This is a genomic window from Flavobacterium succinicans LMG 10402, from assembly GCF_000611675.1.
Taxonomy (GTDB): Bacteria; Bacteroidota; Bacteroidia; order Flavobacteriales; family Flavobacteriaceae; genus Flavobacterium; species Flavobacterium succinicans.
Genome location: NZ_JATV01000011.1, coordinates 117,816 through 140,194, shown reverse-complemented (window position 1 = coordinate 140,194; position 22,379 = coordinate 117,816). Strand labels below are relative to the sequence as shown.

At 34.5% G+C, this 22,379-nt stretch carries 21 protein-coding genes; 8 read left to right on the top strand and 13 right to left on the bottom strand.

Annotation, left to right across the window (positions count from 1 at the left end):
- On the top strand, window positions 1-187 hold a 187-nt coding region (locus tag AO58_RS18190), incomplete at its 5' end, for a hypothetical protein (RefSeq protein WP_217998272.1).
- A gap of 394 nt (window positions 188-581) precedes the next feature.
- Here the strand turns inward: AO58_RS18190 and AO58_RS0112275 are convergent.
- Together AO58_RS0112275 and AO58_RS0112270 are read right to left on the bottom strand one after the other, a co-directional pair.
- Complete coding sequence (locus AO58_RS0112275) at window positions 582-1,808, bottom strand: ABC transporter permease (protein WP_024981990.1); 1,227 nt, start codon at window positions 1,806-1,808, stop codon at window positions 582-584.
- A gap of 25 nt (window positions 1,809-1,833) precedes the next feature.
- Window positions 1,834-2,328 (bottom strand): YkgJ family cysteine cluster protein, encoded by a 495-nt coding sequence (locus AO58_RS0112270; RefSeq protein ID WP_024981989.1) that lies wholly within the window; start codon window positions 2,326-2,328, stop codon window positions 1,834-1,836.
- Between the two features lie 57 nt (window positions 2,329-2,385).
- Here AO58_RS0112270 and AO58_RS0112265 point away from each other — a divergent pair, with 57 nt between their 5' ends.
- Window positions 2,386-3,096, top strand: coding sequence for a class I SAM-dependent methyltransferase (locus AO58_RS0112265; protein ID WP_024981988.1), 711 nt, complete (start codon window positions 2,386-2,388; stop codon window positions 3,094-3,096).
- On the top strand, window positions 3,096-3,641 hold the full coding sequence (locus AO58_RS0112260; protein ID WP_024981987.1) for a YfiT family bacillithiol transferase: 546 nt from the start codon (window positions 3,096-3,098) through the stop codon (window positions 3,639-3,641). Before AO58_RS0112265 ends, AO58_RS0112260 begins: the two co-directional genes overlap by 1 nt.
- A gap of 11 nt (window positions 3,642-3,652) precedes the next feature.
- On the opposite strand, the gene AO58_RS0112255 is transcribed toward AO58_RS0112260, so the two are convergent.
- The 8 genes from AO58_RS0112255 to AO58_RS0112215 all read right to left on the bottom strand — a co-directional run bounded on the left by AO58_RS0112255 (window position 3,653) and on the right by AO58_RS0112215 (window position 10,748).
- Complete coding sequence (locus AO58_RS0112255; RefSeq protein WP_078212648.1) at window positions 3,653-4,048, bottom strand: energy transducer TonB; 396 nt, start codon at window positions 4,046-4,048, stop codon at window positions 3,653-3,655.
- A 200-nt stretch (window positions 4,049-4,248) separates the two neighbouring features.
- On the bottom strand, window positions 4,249-4,881 hold the full coding sequence (locus AO58_RS0112250) for a 7-carboxy-7-deazaguanine synthase QueE (RefSeq protein WP_024981985.1): 633 nt from the start codon (window positions 4,879-4,881) through the stop codon (window positions 4,249-4,251).
- A 127-nt stretch (window positions 4,882-5,008) separates the two neighbouring features.
- On the bottom strand, window positions 5,009-6,670 hold the full coding sequence (locus tag AO58_RS0112245; protein ID WP_024981984.1) for a tetratricopeptide repeat protein: 1,662 nt from the start codon (window positions 6,668-6,670) through the stop codon (window positions 5,009-5,011).
- A gap of 17 nt (window positions 6,671-6,687) precedes the next feature.
- Window positions 6,688-7,596, bottom strand: a complete 909-nt coding sequence (locus tag AO58_RS0112240) for a PstS family phosphate ABC transporter substrate-binding protein (protein WP_024981983.1) — start codon at window positions 7,594-7,596, stop codon at window positions 6,688-6,690.
- Window positions 7,597-7,828: 232 nt separating this feature from the next.
- Window positions 7,829-8,626 (bottom strand): energy transducer TonB, encoded by a 798-nt coding sequence (locus AO58_RS0112230; RefSeq protein ID WP_024981981.1) that lies wholly within the window; start codon window positions 8,624-8,626, stop codon window positions 7,829-7,831.
- Window positions 8,627-8,662: 36 nt separating this feature from the next.
- Window positions 8,663-9,220, bottom strand: a complete 558-nt coding sequence (locus AO58_RS0112225; RefSeq protein ID WP_024981980.1) for an ExbD/TolR family protein — start codon at window positions 9,218-9,220, stop codon at window positions 8,663-8,665.
- 24 nt (window positions 9,221-9,244) lie between these two features.
- Complete coding sequence (locus AO58_RS17240; protein ID WP_035717748.1) at window positions 9,245-9,859, bottom strand: ExbD/TolR family protein; 615 nt, start codon at window positions 9,857-9,859, stop codon at window positions 9,245-9,247.
- A 58-nt stretch (window positions 9,860-9,917) separates the two neighbouring features.
- Window positions 9,918-10,748 carry a MotA/TolQ/ExbB proton channel family protein gene (locus tag AO58_RS0112215; protein WP_024981979.1) on the bottom strand — a complete coding sequence of 277 codons (831 nt, stop codon included), beginning with the start codon at window positions 10,746-10,748 and terminating at the stop codon, window positions 9,918-9,920.
- A 363-nt stretch (window positions 10,749-11,111) separates the two neighbouring features.
- On the opposite strand from AO58_RS0112215, the gene AO58_RS0112210 reads away from it, so the two are divergent.
- The 3 genes from AO58_RS0112210 to AO58_RS0112200 all read left to right on the top strand — a co-directional run bounded on the left by AO58_RS0112210 (window position 11,112) and on the right by AO58_RS0112200 (window position 13,504).
- Window positions 11,112-12,629: a helicase HerA-like domain-containing protein gene (locus AO58_RS0112210; protein ID WP_024981978.1), complete on the top strand. Its 1,518-nt coding sequence runs from the start codon at window positions 11,112-11,114 to the stop codon at window positions 12,627-12,629.
- A 3-nt stretch (window positions 12,630-12,632) separates the two neighbouring features.
- Window positions 12,633-13,001: a DMT family protein gene (locus tag AO58_RS0112205; RefSeq protein ID WP_024981977.1), complete on the top strand. Its 369-nt coding sequence runs from the start codon at window positions 12,633-12,635 to the stop codon at window positions 12,999-13,001.
- Window positions 13,002-13,144: 143 nt separating this feature from the next.
- Window positions 13,145-13,504 (top strand): cupin domain-containing protein, encoded by a 360-nt coding sequence (locus AO58_RS0112200; protein ID WP_024981976.1) that lies wholly within the window; start codon window positions 13,145-13,147, stop codon window positions 13,502-13,504.
- 378 nt (window positions 13,505-13,882) lie between these two features.
- On the opposite strand, the gene AO58_RS0112195 is transcribed toward AO58_RS0112200, so the two are convergent.
- Window positions 13,883-15,229, bottom strand: coding sequence for an FAD-dependent oxidoreductase (locus AO58_RS0112195; protein ID WP_024981975.1), 1,347 nt, complete (start codon window positions 15,227-15,229; stop codon window positions 13,883-13,885).
- Window positions 15,230-15,290: 61 nt separating this feature from the next.
- The gene (locus tag AO58_RS0112190) at window positions 15,291-17,681 is read right to left on the bottom strand and encodes a penicillin acylase family protein (RefSeq protein ID WP_024981974.1); all 2,391 of its coding nucleotides are present in this window, start codon (window positions 17,679-17,681) and stop codon (window positions 15,291-15,293) included.
- 246 nt (window positions 17,682-17,927) lie between these two features.
- Between AO58_RS0112190 and AO58_RS0112185 the strand changes: the two genes are divergently transcribed.
- Both AO58_RS0112185 and AO58_RS0112180 read left to right on the top strand, forming a co-directional pair.
- Window positions 17,928-18,566 carry a flavin reductase family protein gene (locus AO58_RS0112185; protein WP_024981973.1) on the top strand — a complete coding sequence of 213 codons (639 nt, stop codon included), beginning with the start codon at window positions 17,928-17,930 and terminating at the stop codon, window positions 18,564-18,566.
- A gap of 151 nt (window positions 18,567-18,717) precedes the next feature.
- Window positions 18,718-20,517 (top strand): hypothetical protein, encoded by a 1,800-nt coding sequence (locus AO58_RS0112180; protein WP_024981972.1) that lies wholly within the window; start codon window positions 18,718-18,720, stop codon window positions 20,515-20,517.
- Between the two features lie 135 nt (window positions 20,518-20,652).
- Here the strand turns inward: AO58_RS0112180 and kynU are convergent, their stop codons facing one another.
- A complete protein-coding gene (gene kynU, locus AO58_RS0112175) occupies window positions 20,653-21,942 on the bottom strand; it encodes a kynureninase (protein WP_024981971.1) in 1,290 nt (429 codons plus the stop codon).
- Between the last annotated feature and the right edge of the window lie 437 nt (window positions 21,943-22,379).

Sequence of the window (22,379 nt, the reverse complement as noted above, 5' to 3'; positions counted from 1 at the left end):
TCTTTTTTTAACTGGCAAGAAAAAAATGAAGTTTTTTTTGAGATTTTTATCTCGTTTAAATCACTCTCTCTTATCAATCTCTCAAGGAACTTCCCGTGTTTTGCGGGGTGCAAAGGTAAATAACTCTTTTATTTCTCACAAGCTTTTTTTGATTTTTATTTTTGAAAATTACTCTTCATTAATCTGAATCGCTTGCCAGTTTTTAAAAGAACGTCGCCGTTGTTGCGGGTGCAAAAGTAGACCCTTTTTTCGTTTATACAAGCCCTTTTTGAAACTTTTTTTGATTTATTTTTTAAAATCCTAAAAACATGGACGTTAAAATAAGCGTTTTTGAACTATTAATAATCAAAACTCTCCTTTTCTATCGTTTTCTTAAAAAATAGACTACTATTGGCTTTCGCAAAACATCTCTAAAACCCTAAATCCGCGTTAGGGATAGTAGTGGAAAGCCCAGAGACTAGTGTAGTGACAACGAAACTAGTCGAGGACTTGTAGCGGATAGCCCGGCTCCTTATATATAGTACCACCAAACTTCTGGCTTAAAACTAAATCTCTCTATATATAAGGAGAACGCCCAAATATTATTCATAACGAATTGCGCGAACTGGAGAAATACGAGTAATGATATAAGAAGGAATCAGAAGCACTACGAAACACACCACTACGGTCATTAGGTTAAGTAAAATAATATAACCTACATTAAAATACACCGGCGCCTCATTTACATAGTAGTTTTCAGGATTCAACTTAACTATTCCAAAATAATGCTGCGCCAACAAAATTGAAAACCCAATTATATTACCCCATAGCAAACCACGAATGATTAGATAAAAAGCATTATAGAGAAATATTTTTCGTATAGACCAATTATCGGCCCCTAAAGCTTTTAGTATTCCTATCATTTGCGTGCGCTCTAAAATGAGTACCAACAAAGCAACGACCATATTAATAGTAGCCACAAGAATCATAATGACAAGAATCACTACTATGTTTATATCAAAGAGTTTTAGCCACTCGAATATATAACTATATTTTTCAACTATTGTTTTACTATCTAAGGTAGCGGGTATTTCTTGATACACCTTATCACCTATTTCCTGAATCGCATCAAAATCATCTGCAAAAACTTCAAAAGCACCAATTTGATTACTATTCCATTTATTCAATCGCTGTACATGCCGAATATCACCAATGATAAAGTTAGCGTCAAATTCTTGAAATCCAGAATTGAAAATGCCTACAATCTTAAAACTACGCACATTATACCCTTCGTTTTTCATGAAATAGGCATGAAAAGAATCATTTAACTTCAATTGTAAACGAGAAGCGCTATAGGAAGAAATCAACACTTCTTGCTCTAGTACACCTGCAACATTAGGCAATCGACCAGAAACCAGATATTCCTTAAGATATTTCCACTGATAATCTGCACCAACACCCTTAAACAAAATTCCTTCGAAGGATGATTCAGTTCTAATGATCCCTGATTTTGTAGCTATTGCTTGTATGTGCTCAATTTGAGGAATGGATTTGAAGTCTGGATAAAAAAGTTGTTGCTTTATAATTGGAACCAAAGATGCCTCAGACTGATTACTGTCAAAATTAGAGATAACAATATGCCCATTGAAAGCGGCTATTTTTTCTCGAATCTTTTGTTGCAAACCAATACCTGTTGCCACAGCAACCATCATCATAATTATTCCAATAGCAATTGCTGCAATAGCAATGTTTATAATCGGAGCCGAAATACTACTTTTATAATCTTTAGCGGTGATTAATCGTTTGGCGATAAAATATTCTAGCTTCAAGGAAGTTTGTTTTATTTTAATATTACTATAAAGGCATTTTCTTTTTCATTTCCTCTACTACAGCATAGGCAGCAGGACAAATTGGAATATTCTTTAATGTAATATCAGTAATTTGTTGGAATTTTTTTCTGTCAGTATGCGGGAATTCACGGCAAGCCTTTGGACGGACTTCATAAATAAAGCAAGTATTATCATGATCCAAAAAAGAACAAGGCACTTGCTGCAACACATAATCTTTATCTTCATCTATACGCAAGTATTGCGCAATAAACTGTTGCGGTTTCATTCTTAAATATTTAGCGATACGCTCTATATCAGCATCAGTAAACAAAGGCCCTGTCGTTTTACAACAATTAGCACATGATAAGCAATCGATCTTTTTAAAAACAGCATCGTGTAAATCCTGCATTTGGTAATCCAAATTTTTAGGCACCTTCTTTTTTAGCTTATCGAAATACTTTTTGTTTTCGTTATGCTTATCTTTGGCTAGTTTCTCTAATTCTACTAAATCCGGCTTCAAAGGCTATAATTTTGGTTAAAACACAAAAGTAAACTTAAATCATCAAAATCCATAAAAATGAAAGACCTTTTTGGACAAGCTATATATGACTACCATTTTAATAATGCACCTGAAAACTTAATTACAGAAACCAACATTTCTGAAAAAGACGAAATGGACGTAAGCTACCTCTTCAGAGATTTTGAAAATATGCCAAAAATTGAACAAAAGGCAATTACAATGTCTTACGGAAAAGTCCTAGATATAGGAGCCGGAGCTGGAAGCCATAGCTTACTCTTGGAAAATAAATTTAAACTTGATGTAAAAGCTATCGATATTTCAAAAAAAGCCATTGCAACCTGCAACGCGAGAGGAATAGAGCAAACAGAAGTACAAAACCTTTTAGATTGCGAAGAAAAAGAAACCTACGACACCATCCTTTTATTAATGAATGGCACTGGTATTTTTGGCACATTAAATGAAGCGCCGAAGTATTTAAATAAATTAAAAAAACTGCTCAATAAAAAAGGGCAAATCTTGATCGACTCCTCAGACATTATCTATATGTTTGACGAAGATGAAGACGGAGGCAAGTGGATTCCTGGTAAAGGTTACTATGGCGAATTACGATTTAAAATAAGCTATAAAAACGAAACAGAAGATGAATTTCCCTGGCTATATTTAGACTTCAACACACTTCAAAACATAGCCAACGCCAACGGATTCAATTGTCAACTAATTGAAGAAGGTGAACATTACGATTATTTAGCACAATTAACTATAGCATAATGAAAGACAACGAACTTGAAAAATTAAAATACCCTATAGGAAAACACCAAAATCCTGAGGCTTTTACAGAAACATACCTAAAAGAACAAATAGAAACAATAGAAGATTTTGTTTCAAAACTAAAAAATGAAGTCCAAGACCTTAATGAACAACAACTAGATACCCCGTACCGACCGAACGGCTGGACGGTACGCCAAACCATTCATCATTGTGCTGACAGCCACATGCACTGCTACATAAGAATAAAATGGGCTTTGACAGAAAACGAACCAACTATAAAATATTACGAAGAAGCGTTATGGGGCGAAATTGTAGACAATCAAACTATGCCCATAGCACCAACATTACAATTACTAGAAGGATTACATTTTAGATTAGTTTATCTATTAAAGCGATTAACCAAAGAAGATTTACAAAAAACTTTTATACACCCAGAACACAATAAAGCTTTCTCTATACAAGAAATCATAAGCCTTTACGCCTGGCATGGCAAACATCACTTGGCACACATTACTACATTAAAAAGAAGTAAAAAGTGGTTATAACAAAACTAAGTTTAACTATTACCACTTAGTTTTAAAGAAAATTCATAGTATACCCTCACAGGCTTACCATTATGTTCTGCCGGCTTCCATTTTGGACATTTCGACATTACCTTTTTTATTTCAGAAGACGAAGTGGTATCCAAATTTTTTAACACTTTGACATTAGTAACTACTCCAGTTGGTTCGATAATAAAACCAACTTTCAAATTACCCGTAGGACCATCATAATCTGGCAACGAAAAATTTTTCGCTATGAATTCCATAAAATTACCGGAATATTCAGGAAATTCCGGCCTTAATTCTACAATATTATATTCTACTATCTCATCATTAGCCATAGTCAAGTCTTGAGAATAGCAAAATGAAAAAAAGAAACTGCAAATAGCAACAAATAAAAACCTCTTCATAATATAGTACTTTTATAACATTAAAATGATAATTAATAAAAGATAAATATATCTAAAAAAGGGTTAAAAACTACATAATCAGCAAAAAAAAGGACAAAAAAAATGAATTACAAAATACTAAAACGTAATAGCTTAATATTCATAATAATGCTCATCTAACTACATCAATAGAAACAAAAATATGTTTCACAAAAATAGTTCTAGGGAATATTTAAGTACTTATGCGTTTGAAGTGACACTCTCCATTTAGGATTATTCATGACATAGTCTACAATTAAAGGAGTCATTTCTTCTTTCTTACTCCATTCAGGTTGCAAAAACAAAATAGTATTATCATTCACCTTCGCAGCTTGTTCTTCCGCAAAAATAAAATCATGCCTATTATGAATGATTACTTTTAACTCATTCGCAACTTCATATACAGAAGGATCAGGCAATTTGTTTTTTTTAGGAGACAAACAAATCCAATCCCATAAACCTGAAAGAGGATACGCTCCGGAAGTTTCGATATGAACTTTCATATCAAAAGACTTAAGTTTAGAGGTCAAAATATTCATATCCCACATCAAAGGTTCTCCGCCTGTAACAACAACAGTGTCTGCATATTTTACAGCATTAGACACAATCGCATCAACAAAAGTCGGAGGATGCAATTCTGCATTCCAACTTTCTTTGACATCACACCAATGACATCCTACATCACATCCACCAATACGGATAAAATACGCTGCCGTACCCGTATGAAAGCCTTCACCTTGAATAGTGTAAAATTCCTCCATTAAAGGCAACAGGTTTCCTTTATTAACTTCTAATTGCTTTTCTTTTGATAACATTCTTATAAATTAGGTGTGCAAAGATACTACATAAAAGCCTTATAGATAAGTTAAAATAAAAAATGCTTAAAAAACAAAAAAGCGGCAAACCAAAGTTTACCGCTTAATTATAGTAATATAAAGCTAATTATTTCAATGTAGCTAAAGACTTAGTAGCATACTCATTCATTGGGTCTACCGAAAGTGTTTTATTAAAATACTCCACAGCTTTCACTTTATCTTTATTTGCATAACTTGCTGCAAGGTTATTGTAACTTTCAATAATTTTAGACTTATGACTTGCATTAGCTAACTCCCCTTTTTCAGTTAATTTAGCAATATAAGCTTCATAGTTGGCAATTATAGCATCTTCAGCTTCAGCTAAGCGATTAATACGTGCTTTGTAAAGAAAAGCATCTTGGTATGACGGAGCAGCTACAAGCACTTTATCTAAAGCAGCTTCAGCACTTTTTAACTCAACCACATCAGCTTTTATATCCTTTTTACTATTGGCATAAAAAACAGATAAAGCATAATAAATATTGTCATCAACAAAATTTTTATCTTCAGTATTTTTTGTTCCTAACTGAAACACCATTGACGCTTCTTTATAGAATTTCTTAGTAAATAACTTTTTACCAATATCATTTAAATTTTCAGTAGCCAATGGTTCTAATTCTAAGGCTTTGTTCAAATCTGCTATTCCATTTGAAAATAAAGCTTGATCAATACTTAATCCATCAGCAGCCATTGCTTTCTTAAATTTAATCTCAGCAAGATAAATATAATCTCTAGCAATGATTTTACTACTTGGATTGCTCATAAACTTTTCCAAAGATTTAAGTGCATCATCAACATTACCATTTTCAAAGGCTGAATACCCAAGATATCTAAAAATTCTAGGATTTACATTGTCCAATTTAACCATTTGATTTGCTTCCTTTTCTAACTCAGTATAATCTTTTATTAGAATCAGAAAGTCAGCTCTCCTCATTCTTGAGGCTAGAGAATAATCCGTTAATGACATATACTTGTCATAATGACCTAAAGCAGTTTTCATGTATTCTGCAGATTTTGAAGGCTTATTTCTTCCCCATTTATAATAGGTTTCAGCTAGTTCACGATATACAGGACCATAACTAGGATTAATAGCAATTACTTCATTGAATGAATTTATTGCTAAATCAAAAGACTTAGCTCCTTTAAGTAACACCCCCAATTGCATTTTAGCTCTCAAAAGTGTTGGGTCAATTTGAAAAGCATTTCTATAAGCAGAATACGACTCATTTTGCTTGTTTTCTAAATAGTACGCATCACCAATAGCTAAAAACAGCTCTGCATTTTGAGGACTATCTATTTTAGCTTTTTCTAAAATAGCAATCGCCTTCTTTACATCAGGTGAACTACTGTTCATATAGGCACGCGCCACAAAAGTAGGAACGGTAGCGTCTTTGCGTTTAGCATCCTTGATAGCTACATCAAAATTAGCTTGAGCAGCAGTAACATCTTTAGCATCAAGATCCATTTGACCTAGACCAATATAATTCAATTTTGCGCCATCGCTACCAGCAATTCCTTTTTGAAAAAAGATCTTTGCTGAATCTGTTTCTTTTTGATATAGATACACATTCCCTAACAAAAAGGAAGCGCTTCCGTTAGAAGGTTTAGCCTGCAAAACATTTTTCAACATCACTTTAGCCTTTTCAAATTGCTCTGCATCAATTGCTTTTTTTGCTTGCTCTATATCTTGTGCACTAACTAAGGCACTAGCAGTAAAAAAAGCAATACTAAAAAATTTAAATTTATTCATCTTTATACTATTTTTTATTACTTAATCTTATCATTATCAATTTCATTCCTAATATTAAATTTTCTTCCAGGAACTCTCACAGGCATTAATCCTGATTTGAGTATAATACGCTGCCCTATATCACCAGCAATAAAGGAAGCGAAACCCATCCCTAAGCCAGAAAAACCTTGGCAATTTATTATATACAAATCCCGTACCAATGGATATGAACCTTCAGCAATATTATTCTGATTAGGACTTACAAAAACTTCACTTTTTAACCCTTTAACACTTAGTATTTTAGTATTCGCTAAATAAGATTTCATCTTTAAAGAAGGCTGAGAAATCCAATTCATCCCTATAACACCAATCATCCCTTCATTTTCGGCAACAAATTTAATTACTTCTTCATTGGAAGCAAAAGAATAAACACCCACTTCAGGAAGCTGATCTACTTTGGCAATGTTCTTCATAAAAGTAACCGTACTCGAATTAGGATTATCAAAAACAATTCCCTTAATACCAGATTGAGTATCGCCTTTCAAAAACCGAACAATATCACTAAGAGCAATCAAAGTATCATTACTTGACTTATTACTCACTAAAGCAATAGCATCCTTCGCAAAAATAGTGATTTTTGGTATAATCTTTTTTTGAGAAAAGTTAATTTTTTCCTTATCCGATAGATTTCTTGTTAATATCGCAATTGAAGCCTTTGCACTAAACAAATCATTTAAGGCCTCACCTTCGGATTTTGAAACCAAATGTAACTTTGCGTCATATTTACTTTGAAAAACATCAACTTGATCTTTCAACATTGGCAAAACTGTTTCATCAACAGTAATAGAAGCTTCCCCCTTTAATATTGTCTCCTCTTTTTTTGTGTCTTTACAAGCAACCCAAAAGAAAACAATAATGACCACAGAAAACAAACTAATTTTTTTCATGATAATTACTTATTAGAACTGTAAAATCGATTAAAACGAATAAATGAATATACAATTAGTAACACCCCTAAAGCTATTCTATACTTAAATTCCATTTCAAAAGGGAATTCTTTCCAAAATATTACAATCAAACCCATCACTAAATACAGAGAAAAGAACAACACCCCTATAACGAGAAGAAATCGCTCTTTAGGCGATTTCTTCTTCATAGTATCAACTAAATTTTGAATCATTATTCTGCAGATTGAATAGTAATTGGTAAAGAGTATAAAACCCTAACTTTTTTACCATTTTGTTCACCTGGAATCCATTTAGGACATTTATTCAAAACTCTAATAGCTTCTTTTCCTGTTCCGTATCCAATATCACGTAAAACTTTAATATCAGTTAAAGAACCATCTTTCTCCACTACGAATGTTACATAAACCTTCCCTTTCAATCCTTCTTCTTCAGGTGCTTGGTAATTGTTACCTACAAATTTGTAGAATTTTTCCATACCACCTGGAAACTCAGGTTTTTGTTCGATACCTGCAGTGTTGTACACTGTATTATCCTCTTCCACAACTGCTGCAGTACCTGTTCCAACTGGCTCATCAACAGTTAAAACTGCATCAGGGTCACCTTTGATAGTTTCAGCACCAATTTTTTTCTCTTTGATGTCTTTCACTTCAACAATTTCCTCTACCACTTCGTCAGCTTTCGCCACAACTGGCTTCACAAATTTAACTTGATCCACTTTTGGTGGTGGTGGTGGTGGTGGAACGTTAGGTTTTACCTCTTCTTTTTTCTTCTTTGGAGGTAACTTAACAGCCGTAATCTTTACATCAAGACTTTCATCATCGGATGAATCTGGCAACAAACTGGCAATCATTGGAGCACTTACCGCTAAACTAAATACAATTGCTCCCATGATAAGAGCCCTTATAGATGTTTTACGATTAGATTTTCTTAATTCATAAGCACCATATAGTTTGTTACGCCCTTCAAAAACGATATCAAGCCATTGATTTTTTAATATATCTAATTTCATTTTTCTTAATTATTAGGTTATTAACAAAATAGCTAACTATTTTGCCGCTAACAATTTTGTTTCTTCAGGCGTAAACTCGTTTACAATAGCATATGTAGGAACTTCTACAATAGCCATTTCATCCAATATATCCACCAAGTTACGATAAATAGATTTTTTACTTGGTTTAATAATTACAATGATTCCATTTTTAGGCTTTCCAATTGAAGCAGAATACTCTAAAACTGTTTTTCTTCTTTTCATCAATTCTGCGCGAATTCCTTCTTTGCCATAACCAATGTCTTTAGGCCCAGCAATAGGAGCGTTTAGCATACCCATATAATAAACCAATTTACCATTCTCTCCGATTAAGATAGTCATTGTACGATTTTCATCAACTTTGATTTCTTTTTCTTCCTTGTTTGGTTCATCTTTATCTGGCAACCCCAAATTCATTGATTGAGGTTTTGATAGTGTTGTAGTCAACATGAAGAAGGTAATCAATAAGAAGGCCAAATCTACCATGGCTGTTAAATCAACCCTTGAGTTTTGTTTTTTACTTCTTACTTTTCCACCACCTTTTTTGCCTCCACCACCGGTATTTAATTCAGCCATTCTAGTGTGTCTTTTTAATTAAAATTATTCTGCTCTTAAACCAGTTAATAAACTAAAATTATTGATTTTTTGATCTTGCAAAATATCCATAATTTGTTTAATTGATTTGTAATCCTCTTTAGCATCTCCTTTGATAGCTATTGCCAATTCTTTATCATTAACTTCAATATTAGCACGTCTTGCATTTAAAAGCCATTCTTTTAATTGATTATCTAATGAATCTTTAGGGATACCTGGTTGTCCTGCTTTTGCTCTATCAGCCGATTTCATATCTAAGATTTGTTTTAGATTCTGAATTGGCACACCAAAACTTTCCATCAAAGCAAACTCAGAAGTATCATCATCTGAATACTCCAAACCATATTTTTCACCCATCATTTCAAGTGTTCTTTTACGAACTTCTTTACCTTTAATGTCAAAAAATACTTTTCCTTTACCAATAGTGATTGTTGCCAAATTATCAGTTGGAACTTTTGTTTGCACAGTAGATTGTGGTGTATCTACAGGTAAAACTTCAGGTGCTTTAGCGGTAGCAGTCAAAATAAAGAACGTTAGCAAAAGGAACGCAACATCACACATCGCGGTCATATCGGTAGTTGGTGCTGCTTTTTTCCCTCCTTTAGTATTTAATTCTGCCATTTTTTTTGAATTTATTTTATCAAATGGAGTTTACAATATAAACTCCATTTGATCCTAATTATTGTTTTAAACTACCTCTAAATTTTCTGTAAGTATTAACGATTGTAGTACCTGCCTCATCAATAGAGTAAGTTAAATCATCAATCTTAGCAGTAAAGAAGTTGTAAGAAATAATAGCAACTACAGAAGTAGAGATACCAGTAGCAGTATTAATAAGTGCTTCAGAGATACCATTTGCAAGTGCAGATGAATCTGGAGAACCTGCAGCAGATAATGCAGAGAACGCTTTAATCATACCTGTTACTGTTCCTAACAAACCTGCAAGAGTTCCTAAAGATACTAGCGCTGAAATGATTGTCATGTTTTTCTCTAACATTGGCATTTCTAAAGAAGTAGCTTCTTCGATTTCTTTATGGATAGTTTCAGAAGCCTCTTCACTGTTGAATCCTTCTTTTTTAACGTCTTGATATTTCACTAAAGCTGATTTAATTGCATTAGCTACTGAACCTTGTTGTTTATCACAAGCAGCGATAGCCTCATCAATTTTACCTTCTTTAATTTCAGTTTGTACTTTTTTCATGAAAGTATCTAAGTTTCCTTTTCCAGCAGCTTTGGTAATTACCATGAATCTTTCGAAAGAAAAAACAATTGTCATTAACAACAATCCCATCAATACTGGTACAATAGCTCCACCTTTGTAAACCATTGCTAAGTAGTTTCCTGGTAGTGGGTGACCTGTATTTACTCCTCCTTCAAAGTTAGAACCATCTCCCATTACAAAGTTCCAAACCATCCATCCAACAAAAATACATGATGCGATGATGATACCTGAAACCATTCCTCCTCCTTTTGAAGTGCTTTCTTTCTTTTGTGCTTTAACGTTTGCCATTTTTTTTAATTTTAGAAATTTTAAATAAATTATTTAGTTATTATAAACTTGTAGAAACGCAAATTTATATGTTTAGTTCAAATAAAAAAACTTTTTTAATGCTAAAATTCCACAACATCATTTCATAACTCAATTAGACACATAAGAAAATATAATTATTCACACGTTTTCGTAAAATTTAATAAGAATACTATAAAATTAAAAACAAATTAAAACGAAATACTGAGAATATGTTACGTATAAAAATGAGTTAAAAAAACAAGATTCTTACAAATGTATGACAAAAACACAGTTTAAGTCTATTATCCCAGGAGGGCGTTAGAAAAAAAATCTTAAATTGCATCCTATCAAAAACACCTAAAAATGAACCAGAAATCAAACTTCAAAACTATAATTTCGGAGGGGTATGCCACTAAAGGACAAAACATTGTGCTTGGTGGTGTACTTTTAGATCAAGAAGCCATAGAAGAGACTTGGATAACTATACCACTCAAAACAATGAACCGACATGGACTAATTGCAGGAGCAACCGGAACAGGAAAAACAAAGACGATTCAGGTACTTTCTGAGCAATTATCATCAAAAGGCATTCCAGTTTTGATGATGGACATCAAAGGAGACTTTAGTGGCATAGCAATGCCTGGAGAAGAAAAATCTTTCATAACAGAACGTCACCAAAAAATAAACATCCCATTTAGCGCCTCAAGTTACCCTGTAGAACTTCTTTCGCTGTCCGACCAAAGTGGTGTTCGACTAAGAGCTACCATATCTGAATTTGGCCCCGTACTATTTTCTAGAATATTAGATTTAAACGACACACAAGCAGGTGTTGTTTCTGTAATTTTTAAATATTGTGATGACAACCAAATGCCGCTTTTGGATTTGAAAGACATCAAAAAAGTCATCAATTACATTACTGAAGAAGGGAAAGATGAGATTGCCAATGCTTACGGGAAAATTTCAACAGCTACAACTGGAACTATCCTTAGAAAAATCATTGAATTAGAACAGCAAGGCGCTGATCTCTTTTTTGGTGAAAAATCTTTTGAGATTGATGATTTAATGCGAATTGACGAAACTGGAAAAGGCTACATCAACATTCTTCGCCTCAATGATATTCAGGATAAACCTAAATTATTCTCCACTTTTATGCTGAGCCTTTTAGCGGAAATTTACCAACAGATGCCCGAAAAAGGAGATTCAGAACAACCCGAATTGATATTATTCATTGATGAAGCACATTTAATCTTTAATGAAGCCAGCAAAGCTTTACTAGAACAAATAGAAACTATTGTAAAACTGATTCGCTCTAAAGGCATCGGGATTTACTTTATTACTCAAAACCCAATGGATATTCCAAGTGGCGTTTTGGCTCAATTAGGGTTAAAAATTCAACACGCCTTGAGAGCCTTTACCGCCAACGACCGAAAATCCATCAAACAAACTGCGGATAATTACCCTTCAAGCGAGTTTTACAATACAGAAGAACTCTTAACCAGTTTAGGAATTGGAGAAGCTTTGGTCACTGCTTTGAACGAAAAAGGAATTCCAACACCATTGGCAGCCACCATGATGCGAGCGCCCACTAGTAGAATGGACATATTAACCGAAAGCGAAATACAAGCTATAAACTCTAAATCAAAACTAGTCAAAAAATACAGTGAACTTATTGACAGAGAAAGCGCTTATGAATTATTGACTCAGAAAATAAATGCCGCTCAAGAACAAGCCACACAAGCAGCCACTGAAACCAAAGAAGAAAAAACATCTTCTGGACCAAGCACAACAGAAGTAGTCACCAAATCCGTTTTGAAAGTCGTAACAAGTGCGACCTTCATACGCGGAGCCTTTGGAATATTGTCCAAGTTATTCAAAAAATAGTCTATGAAAGGCGCACTAACAATCGGTTTGTTAATTTTGTCGAATATATTTATGACCTTGGCTTGGTATGGGCATTTAAAGTTTAAGGAACTCAAATGGTTTGAAAACGCAGGACTTATCACCATTGTATTCATCAGTTGGGGTCTCGCGCTTTTTGAATATTTCTTTCAAGTACCTGCCAATAAAATTGGGTATCAAGAAAATGGAGGACCGTTTAGTTTGATGCAGTTAAAAGTAATTCAAGAAGTCATCACTTTGATAATTTTCGTTTTATTTTCATTGCTTTTTTTCAAAAACGAAACCTTTCGGTGGAATCATGCTGTTGGCTTTTTGTTTCTAGTGCTAGCCGTTTATTTTATCTTTAAAAAATAAATTATAATAATTAGGGCGTGACCCCATTTACAAAAAGGGGCAACTAGCAACAGCGTTATTCGCCCCTTTCTGTAAATGCGGTCGGGCTATCCATGCTACTTTGGTAGCTTATTCCTATCCCTCACGCAAAAAAACTATACAAAATGAAAAAATACACCTTACAAAAATCCCCTTTTATCGTCCCTACAACAGACGGGAAACTAATCGAAGAACATCACGGCATCCCAACTACTCAAAATAGAAACGTTTCAATTGCGCACATGATTGCCCCACCACAATGGAGCGAACCCTTTCAAACACCAGAGTTTGACGAATATACGTATATTATCAAAGGAAAAAAACAATTTATAATCGAAGGAGAAACGGTAATTCTGGAAGCGGGACAATCGATACATATTCAAAAAAACACCCGCGTTCAATATTCGAATCCATTTGAGGAGCCTTGTGAGTACATTGCTATTTGCACGCCTGCTTTTGATTTTAATAAAGTTCACCGCGAATAAAAACCTTTTTATTGAACCATATTAGGAACTGAAAAATATTGAAGTATTTAACTTTGTGAACGTTGTGACGTACTTTGCTCACTTTGTGGTTAAACTTTTTAAACCATTAATGGAATTGAATAAAATTGAAGCTTTTCCTTTGTGAACTTTGCGTAAATCTTTGCGTTCCTTGCGGTTAAACTTTTTAAACCATGTAAGGCATTGAAGGACATTTAAGTTTGGTGTGGGAAATTTTTAATCATTGTAGACCTCAAAGGACATTTAAGAAAAAGAACAAAATTGGCACACAATAGTATTTACAATTTAAGCCTGACTAACATCTATTTTTAAATCGTAAAAAACCCCAAATCTAAACTTGATGCTAGATTTGGGATTTTTTTATTTTACATTCAATAACTGAATAATTTTTTCTTCCACTTCTGGGCTGCCCCATTTATGGGCAATATCAGGAAACTGCATGATTTCCTCCATAATTTTATTTTGAAAATCCCCAATGGCTAAAGCTTCGGAATAAGGTTGTAAACTAAACGTTACGCGGCTGTATAAAGGCATCCATTTGTCTGGATGTTTATCCGAAAACCATTTCTCGATTTTCTTTTGCAGTAAAAATATCGGGTCGGCAGTTTTGGAGCTCATTTCTTCAAAATTTCGTCTCGAAAGTTCGGCAATGGCATCTGCATTAGGCTTTCTCAACTTCTGATATTCAGCAAAAATAGTTTTCCAATCGTCACCATATCTCAAAATCATTTCATTTAGCGTGGTAATATCTTCAAAACCAGCATTCATTCCATGACCGTAAAAAGGGACTATCGCATGGGCTGAATCTCCAATTAACGCCACTTTATCGCTGTGCGTCCATGGAAAACATTTGGTCATTACCAAATAGCTTGTTGGGTTTTTGAAAAAATCTTCGACCAAATCTGGAATTACGTCTTTGGTATCTGGGAAGTATTCTGCAAAAAAATCAACTAAAGTCGTTTCATCTTTTAAATTTTCAAACGAATTTTCCCCTTCAAAAGGCATGAACAACGTACAAGTAAAACTTCCATCCAAATTGGCTAATCCCATCAACATAAAATTACCACGAGGCCAAATGTGCAATGAGTTTTTATCGATTTTATGAGTTCCGTCTTCATTGGCTGGAATATGCAATTCCTTATAACCGATTTTCATGAACTCTTGAGAATAATCAAATTGAGATTGACGCTGCATACGATGACGTACTCTTGAAAAAGCGCCATCGGCTCCAAAAACTATATCATACTTTAACTCCTTCCATTCCCCTTGCTCAGTTTCGCCTTCATAAAGAGAGGCATTCGCCAAAGAAACATCCCAAATTTTTCTATTAAAAAAGAATTCAGCTCCTGCTTCTTCCGCTAAATCAATCATTCTTCTGTTGAGTACTCCTCGGGAAAGCGAGAAGATGGACTCCCCTTCTTTTCCGTAAAACTGTGTGGTGAAAGTCCCATCTTTAAGATGTATTCCTCTTTTGTCTACTTGAATACCGATTTTTTTTATTTCTTCTTCAAGACCAATATCCTGAAGTGTTTTCCAACCGCGATTAGACATCACTAAATTAATAGAACGACCAGAAAACTCAACCGTTCTAATGTCTGGACTTCTGTCGTAAACATGCACTGTGTGCCCTAATTTTTTCAGGTAAATTGCCAATAAAGTTCCAACTAAACCAGAACCTACAACGGCTATTTTTTGAGGTGTTTGCATTCAAAGGGTATAAAAGTTAAGCAAAATTAGGGATTAATACGGGTATCCCCTTTATAAAAATTTATTTTTTAATGGGATTAAAGACTAATTTTGTTGAAGTTGTAACGATTTCGGCTTTATTCATTTTCATTTTTCTGAATTTGCCTTCGTTATACAATTGCGTTTGGTCGGCATAATGAGCGCTCATTGGATTACCAGATTGACCAGTAGGGATGATACTCCAACTATTTTCTACATCCGAAAAATCGATAACTCTTCTGGTTGAAGGTCCTCCAGTCACTTTATAATTCCCTGAAGCATTCAGTCCAAACATCAAATTATTAATCACTTCGTTAGTGCCCGCGATTTCAAAAGGACCCACATTGAAAATTGGCTTCAAAGCACTGACCTTACCTAATGGATGTTGATGTTCTACTGTATGTACTTTGTTCCAAGTCCAAGATGCGACGTTAGTACCTAATTGCTTTTCGAGAGCCACTACGGCTTCTTTGTATGACTTTTTCAAAATAAAAGCTTGCGTTTCTTTGGTTCCTTTTGTAGTACTATCATCCCACCAAATCGAATTAGGATTCGCAATTAGCTTTGTAGCTACTTGTTTCCCGATATGTGTGCCTAAAAACTGCTCGAATTTATCTTTACCTAATTCGTCTTCAAACGTATTTTTTAAATACAAATAAAGCCACTTGTTGTAAATTGTTGGAGCCACTTGGTTAAGATTACTATCCCCTTTCCAATCCATCAAGATAGTAAATGCTTGTTTTTGATTTTCTGAAAGTGATTCGGTAGCAAGAGAAGCCATCATCACTTTAAGCGTCTCATTTACTGTTGAAGAAGTATTATCAACTATCATTTGACTTACGGCTTGTTTATTCCATTTTTGTTTGGCGTCTAAAAGCGTTGTAATTCGCTTGGCTCTATCTTCTGGAAGATAATACCCTGGATATAGAAAACCATCAACAGCTTCGGGTTGGTTGTTGGCCGAATAGACATAATTCCAAGATGGATTTATGGCCGATGGGTTTTTAGAAAAGTCCAAATATTCTGCAATATCTTCTTTCCCTGATGCGCCATTCAAAATAAAATTTGGATTCACCCTAGGTTGATGTTTGTATAATTTACCTGTTGCCCACCAAGCTACATTTCCTTTGGCATCACCATACATAACGTTCAATCCGGGAGCGGCTATTAGTGCCACGCCTTTCTGAAAATCTGCTATATTTTGGGCGTGAGACAATCGGTACACTGCTTCTAAAATCTGAATCGGTTGTTGCGTATAAATCCAAGAAAGCGCTACAGGTTGCCTAGTATTCAACCCTTTGATTAAATCATTCACAATAGGCCCATGACGGCTAATTTTCACTTTCAAATTGACCGAAGATGAATCTTTGACTTTTATAATTTTGTCCTGAATGGTATATTTTTGATACCCTTTTGGAGTTAAATAACTGTTAGCATCATCAACTTTGTTTTCTTCTTTGTACAAATCCAAATCATCATTTTCGAACATCGTCAATCCATAAGCATACTTCCTATTGTGCCCCAAAAGTGGATAAGGTGTTCCTGCTAAATAATAACCGTACAATTCAAAATCAGGTGTAACGATGTGAGCTTCATACCAAGTAGCTGGTTGAGAAAATCCAATATGAGGGTCGTTGGCAAAAATAACTTTACCGTTCTCTGTTTTTGGCGGCGCAATAACCCAACTGTTACTTCCAATAAAAGGAGGAATTGGGGATTGGTCAAGCAATGCAGTTACTGATTTTGCTATTGCCGAATATTCTTTTGTATCCACTTTCGCATTTTTGATTCTAGTAGTTCCCAAAGAACCGTCCAAACCAAAATCTTTTAGATATTCTGGCCCTAATTGGTCACGAATATCAGTCAATAATGGGTCTGTTTTTTGCGCCATTGCAAAGCTGAATGACATGTATCCAAAAATATTATAGACATCTTTGAGGGTGAATTTTTGTTTTTTCACTCCTACCAAATGAAACTCGATAGGTGTGTTACCTTCTTCCATATATTGGTTAATTCCATCTAAATAAGCCATAGCTAATTGATAGTCTTTCCCGTTTTTATCCAATTTGGCAATGGCAATCTCAGAAGCTTCTTCGATACCTAAACCCGCAAAAAACATGTCATTTTTCAAAGTAACAGAACCGAAAATCTCTGATAATCTTCCGGGAGCAATGCGTCGCATCAATTCCATTTGCCATAAACGGTCTTGCGCATGCACATAACCCAAAGCTACCATCGCATCTTTTTGACTATTAGCATAAATATGAGGCACTCCAAAATCATCAAAATATACAGTGGTGGTCTTCTCTATACTTTTCAAAGCAAGTTCACCATCATATTTAGGTTTGGTGTAAAAAGCATAGCCTACTAAAGCCAATACTAAAACAATTAAAAACAAAAAAAGAAATAGGGCAATTTTTTTAACTACTCTCATGGTGTGAATTTTATTATAGGCTATGATTTAATTGTGTTATCCTAATTGATTTCAAGCATCAAGAAAGACATTCGCAATTCATTTTTAACAAATTAGAAAAACAAATATAAAGGAATCCTAATGACATTTATCAAAGAAACTATCGAACATAGGAATCTTTTGTCAAAAAAATCATAAATATATGCAAATTTTGTTTAATAAATATTCAAAATAGATAAACAAAATTTATCTTTGACAAAAAAAACCATGAAGCATTTAACCAAAGAAAGCATCGTACAAATGGATAAGATTTCGAAACTAAACCTTATCAATTCGTGTACAGGATATAAATCTGCCAATTTGATTGCTACCAAATCTATAGATGGAGACACTAATGTGGCGGTATTTAGCAGCATTACACATTTGGGGAGTAGCCCTGCTCTAATTGGATTTATTATGCGCCCTACAACAGTTCCCAGAGACACTTATAAGAATATTATGGAGACTGGTTATTTTACCGTAAATCACATCACAGTTGATATGATTGCCGATGCACACCATACATCAGCCAACTATGACACTGGTGTCTCAGAATTTGACAAAACCAGTTTAGTTGAAGAATACAAAGACAACCTTCCAATTCCATTCGTAAAAGGAAGTCCTATTCAATTGTATTGTAAATATGTGAATGAGTATTTTATTAAAGAAAATGACACCATTCACGTAATTGCCTCCGTCGAGCATTTATTTTTTGAGGAAGAATTGCAACACAAAGACAGCTGGTTACAACTAGACAAAGCCAATGTAATTGCGCTAAATGGCTTAGACGGCTATTGTTTACCCAAATTGGTTGATCGTTTCAAATATGCTAGAAAAGACCAACCTACTTCTTCCATATTTGAATAATTTATAGCCACATACATTATTAGCAACTATTTATCAAAAATCTATATTTTATTTCTAATCAAAATCTCGATCTATGAACTATCATGACATTTATCAGTTTATTACTCAATACTATTCATAATATTTGTATGCAATAAAATGCTGCAAATAAATGAATAATAGAAAAACACCTCACACATTTCACATCCCAGTAATGGGATTGGCCTATACTATTGATAGTCCAATACGCGTTGGGCATCTAGGAATTTCCTCAGTAGTATCCATCGCAGACGATGAATTGATTGAAAAAATGAATGCATTTTACAGTGAAAAGTTTGAAATTCCTTACAAAGAAATCACTCAAAAAATCCATGATTACAGAGCGAAAAGAATTACATCGTATCTGAATTTAGTGGACGGTATAGTGAAGAAAAAGTTTGAAGATTTCAAATCAGAATTAGTAGAAAGCAAACAAGCTTTGGATAATTATATTGCTCAATTACCCAACAGCTCCGATGTAAAAAAAGGTTTTTTAGAATTAATGGATGAAGGAATCGCATTCAAAGAAAACTTAAAAAATTACATTGAAAATCAATTGAATCCGGGAGAAATTGACGTCAACATTATGACGAAATTAGACAAAGAAAACTCCTCAAATCAAGAACTTTTACCAGTAGAATTTAACGATGCACATGCTGCTTTACGAGGTTTTGCTCAAAGTAATTTGGAATCATCAGTGGTTTTAAGTGCCGGCATGAATCCAAGGCTGTACAGTTATTTTGAAAATTTTTCATGCTTTTTTCCTGACCTAAACAACAAATTAAAAAAGAAAATCACTCTAAAAGTAAGCGATTTTAGATCCGCAATGATTCAAGGCAATTTTTTAGCCAAAAAAGGCCTTTGGGTTTCTGAATATCGTATTGAATCGGGATTAAACTGCGGAGGACATGCCTTTGCCACAGACGGTTTTTTATTAGGTCCAATTTTAGAAGAATTCAAACAAAAGAAAGAACAACTTATTCAATCTGCTCACGATTTGATGGTCAAAGCATTAGGTCAAAAAGAACTTCCTACCCCAGCATCCCCGCTTGAACTAAAAATCACGGTACAAGGTGGCGTTGGAACTGCTGATGAACATGCCTTTTTACTAGATCATTATCAAGTAGATTCTGTAGGATGGGGCTCTCCCTTTTTATTAGTTCCCGAAGCTACGTCAGTAGATCAAAATACACGCGACCTTTTAATTAAAGCACAAGAAAAAGATTTTTACTTGAGCCACATTTCACCTTTAGGAGTTCCTTTTAACACCTTGAGAGGAACTAGTAATGAAATTGTAAGAGAAAAACGCATACAAGCCAATAAAGCTGGTAGCTCTTGTCCCAAAAAATTCTTAGCATTGCATAAAGATGCCAATGGCAACGGAATTTGTACAGCATCTAAAAAATACCAAGACCAACAACTGGAAGCTTTGGAAGAAAAGAAATCCTCTCTTTCTGAGACACACTATCAAAAAAGCAAAAACAGTATCACAGAGAAATCTTGCTTATGCGTGGGACTAGCCAATGCTTCTTACTTGGAGAACAATATTCCAATAAAAGGGCAAGACCAAGGCATTGTGATTTGTCCTGGACCGAATTTAGCTTATTTTGACCAAGAGGTTTCTTTGAAAAAAATGATTCAACACATTTATGGAAATGATACCGTACTTCGAGTAACCAATCGTCCAAACGTGTTCATCAAAGAACTAAAGATGTACTTGGATTATTTTAAAAATGAATGTGCTGAAGCCACTAACGAAATTTCGGCAGCACAGCTCAAAAAACTCCAAGCTTTCAAAAAAAATATGTTAGAAGGTATTGAATATTATCAAAATGTATTACTGAATACCAACCGTTTTACTGCTATCGCAAGAGAACTAGAAATGCAATTGAATGCTTTTCAAAAAGAGTTGCTATTTATTGAAGTAAAATAAGTATGGCGATGGCGTTTAGAAGAAGGCAAATACTTCCTTTTTCGAAACGTACGCTATAGGTTTTCTATCTGTTAGTTACATTTCTAAAAAAAGTCGGTTGGATTGTTCTAACCGACTTTTTTGTTAGGATTTATACTATTTTTGAAGAATTCCTTGCTTCAGAATTTGCCCGAAACGATACATATCCTCATAAGAAGTATATAAAGGTACTGGTGCTAAACGGATTACATTTGGCTCTCTCCAATCAGTAATCACACCATTTTTCATCAAATAGTCGAATAAACTGCGTCCTTCACCGTGTAAAAAAACAGACAATTGTGAAGCTCGTTCCTCAGGATTACTTGGAGTGATAATCTCAAAAGTACTGTCTACTTCTTTATCTATTTCGTGTAAAATAAATTCTAAATAAGAAGTAATATGGTCACGTTTTACAATCAATGCCTCCATCCCAACTTCGTCAAATAAATGCACCGAAGCCAAATAAGGCGCTAGGGATAAAATTGGTAAATTACTGATTTGCCAACCATCGGCTCCGTGAACAGGGTCAAATTGAGGTTCCATTTTGAAACGTCTTTCTTTGTTGTGTCCCCACCAACCTGCAAACCTCGACAAAGTACTATCGTTGTGGTGTTTTTGATGTACAAAACAACCCGAAGCGTTTCCGGGACCTGAGTTCATATATTTGTAACTGCACCAAGCGGCAAAATCTACTTCCCAATCGTGCAGTTCTAGTTTGATATTTCCGGCAGCGTGTGCTAAGTCCCATCCTACTTTTGCGCCTACGCGATGCCCTGCAGCAGTGATGGTTTTGATATCAAAAACTTGGCCAGTGTAATAGTTCACTCCACCAATTAAAACCAACGCCAACTCATCGCCTACTTCGTTTATTTTACTAATAATGTCTTCGAGGCGAATGTTATGTTCTCCTTCTCGACGTTTGATTTCAACTATGGCATCGTTTGCATTGATGCCGCTGTTTTGAGCGTGAAATTGCACTTGACTCTGAAACATATATTGGTCTGAAGGAAAGGCTTTTTCTTCGCAAATGATTTTATACCTTTTGGGCGTAGGCTTATAAAAAGAAACCATCAACAAGTGAAGATTGACTGTTAGAGTATTCATCACCGTTACTTCGCTAGGCAAAGCACCTACAATTTTACTTAATGGTGCTGCAAAACGTTCGTGATAATCCCACCAAGGTTTGTCGGCATAGAAATGACCTTCAACGGCAAGATTGGCCCAATCGTTCATTACTTCATCAACATAGGTTTTGGTTCTTTTGGGTTGCAAACCAAGAGAGTTTCCTGTAAAATAGATTACTTTTTGGTTATTGACTTGAGGGAAAATAAATTCGTTTTGATAGCTTCTCAACGAATCTTGTGCATCTAATTGCTGTGCAAATTCGAGCGTATTTTTGAAATTCATAAGTGTTGTTTTGATGGGTAAATGTAGTAAAAATGGGGCTTCGATGAATTGTGCGGGCCAGAAAAAATAGAGGAAGTCTTTTTTACCATGAAGAGATTAAGAAAATTAAGATTAGTAGAAGAGATCTACTCAGATTTTTTTGTTTTTTGGTGATTGAAAAAAAAGTAAACACGAATTACACAAATTTACAAGAAAAGACATTGTTTTTAATTGCACAAATGTATTGACACCAATGATATTTGTATCCATATTTTTTTGGTTTGAATAGCGTTCTGAAAAAACCGTATTACTTAATGGGAATTCTGTAAAAATCTGGAGAGTAGCTGTTTTGAAGAGGAATTGCGTTAGGGATGGGAATGAAAATAAAGAGCGCTGGCACTGTAGTATTGCCCTAACGAGGAAGCGACCAACGGAAGCTCCCGCAGTAGGAGCAATAC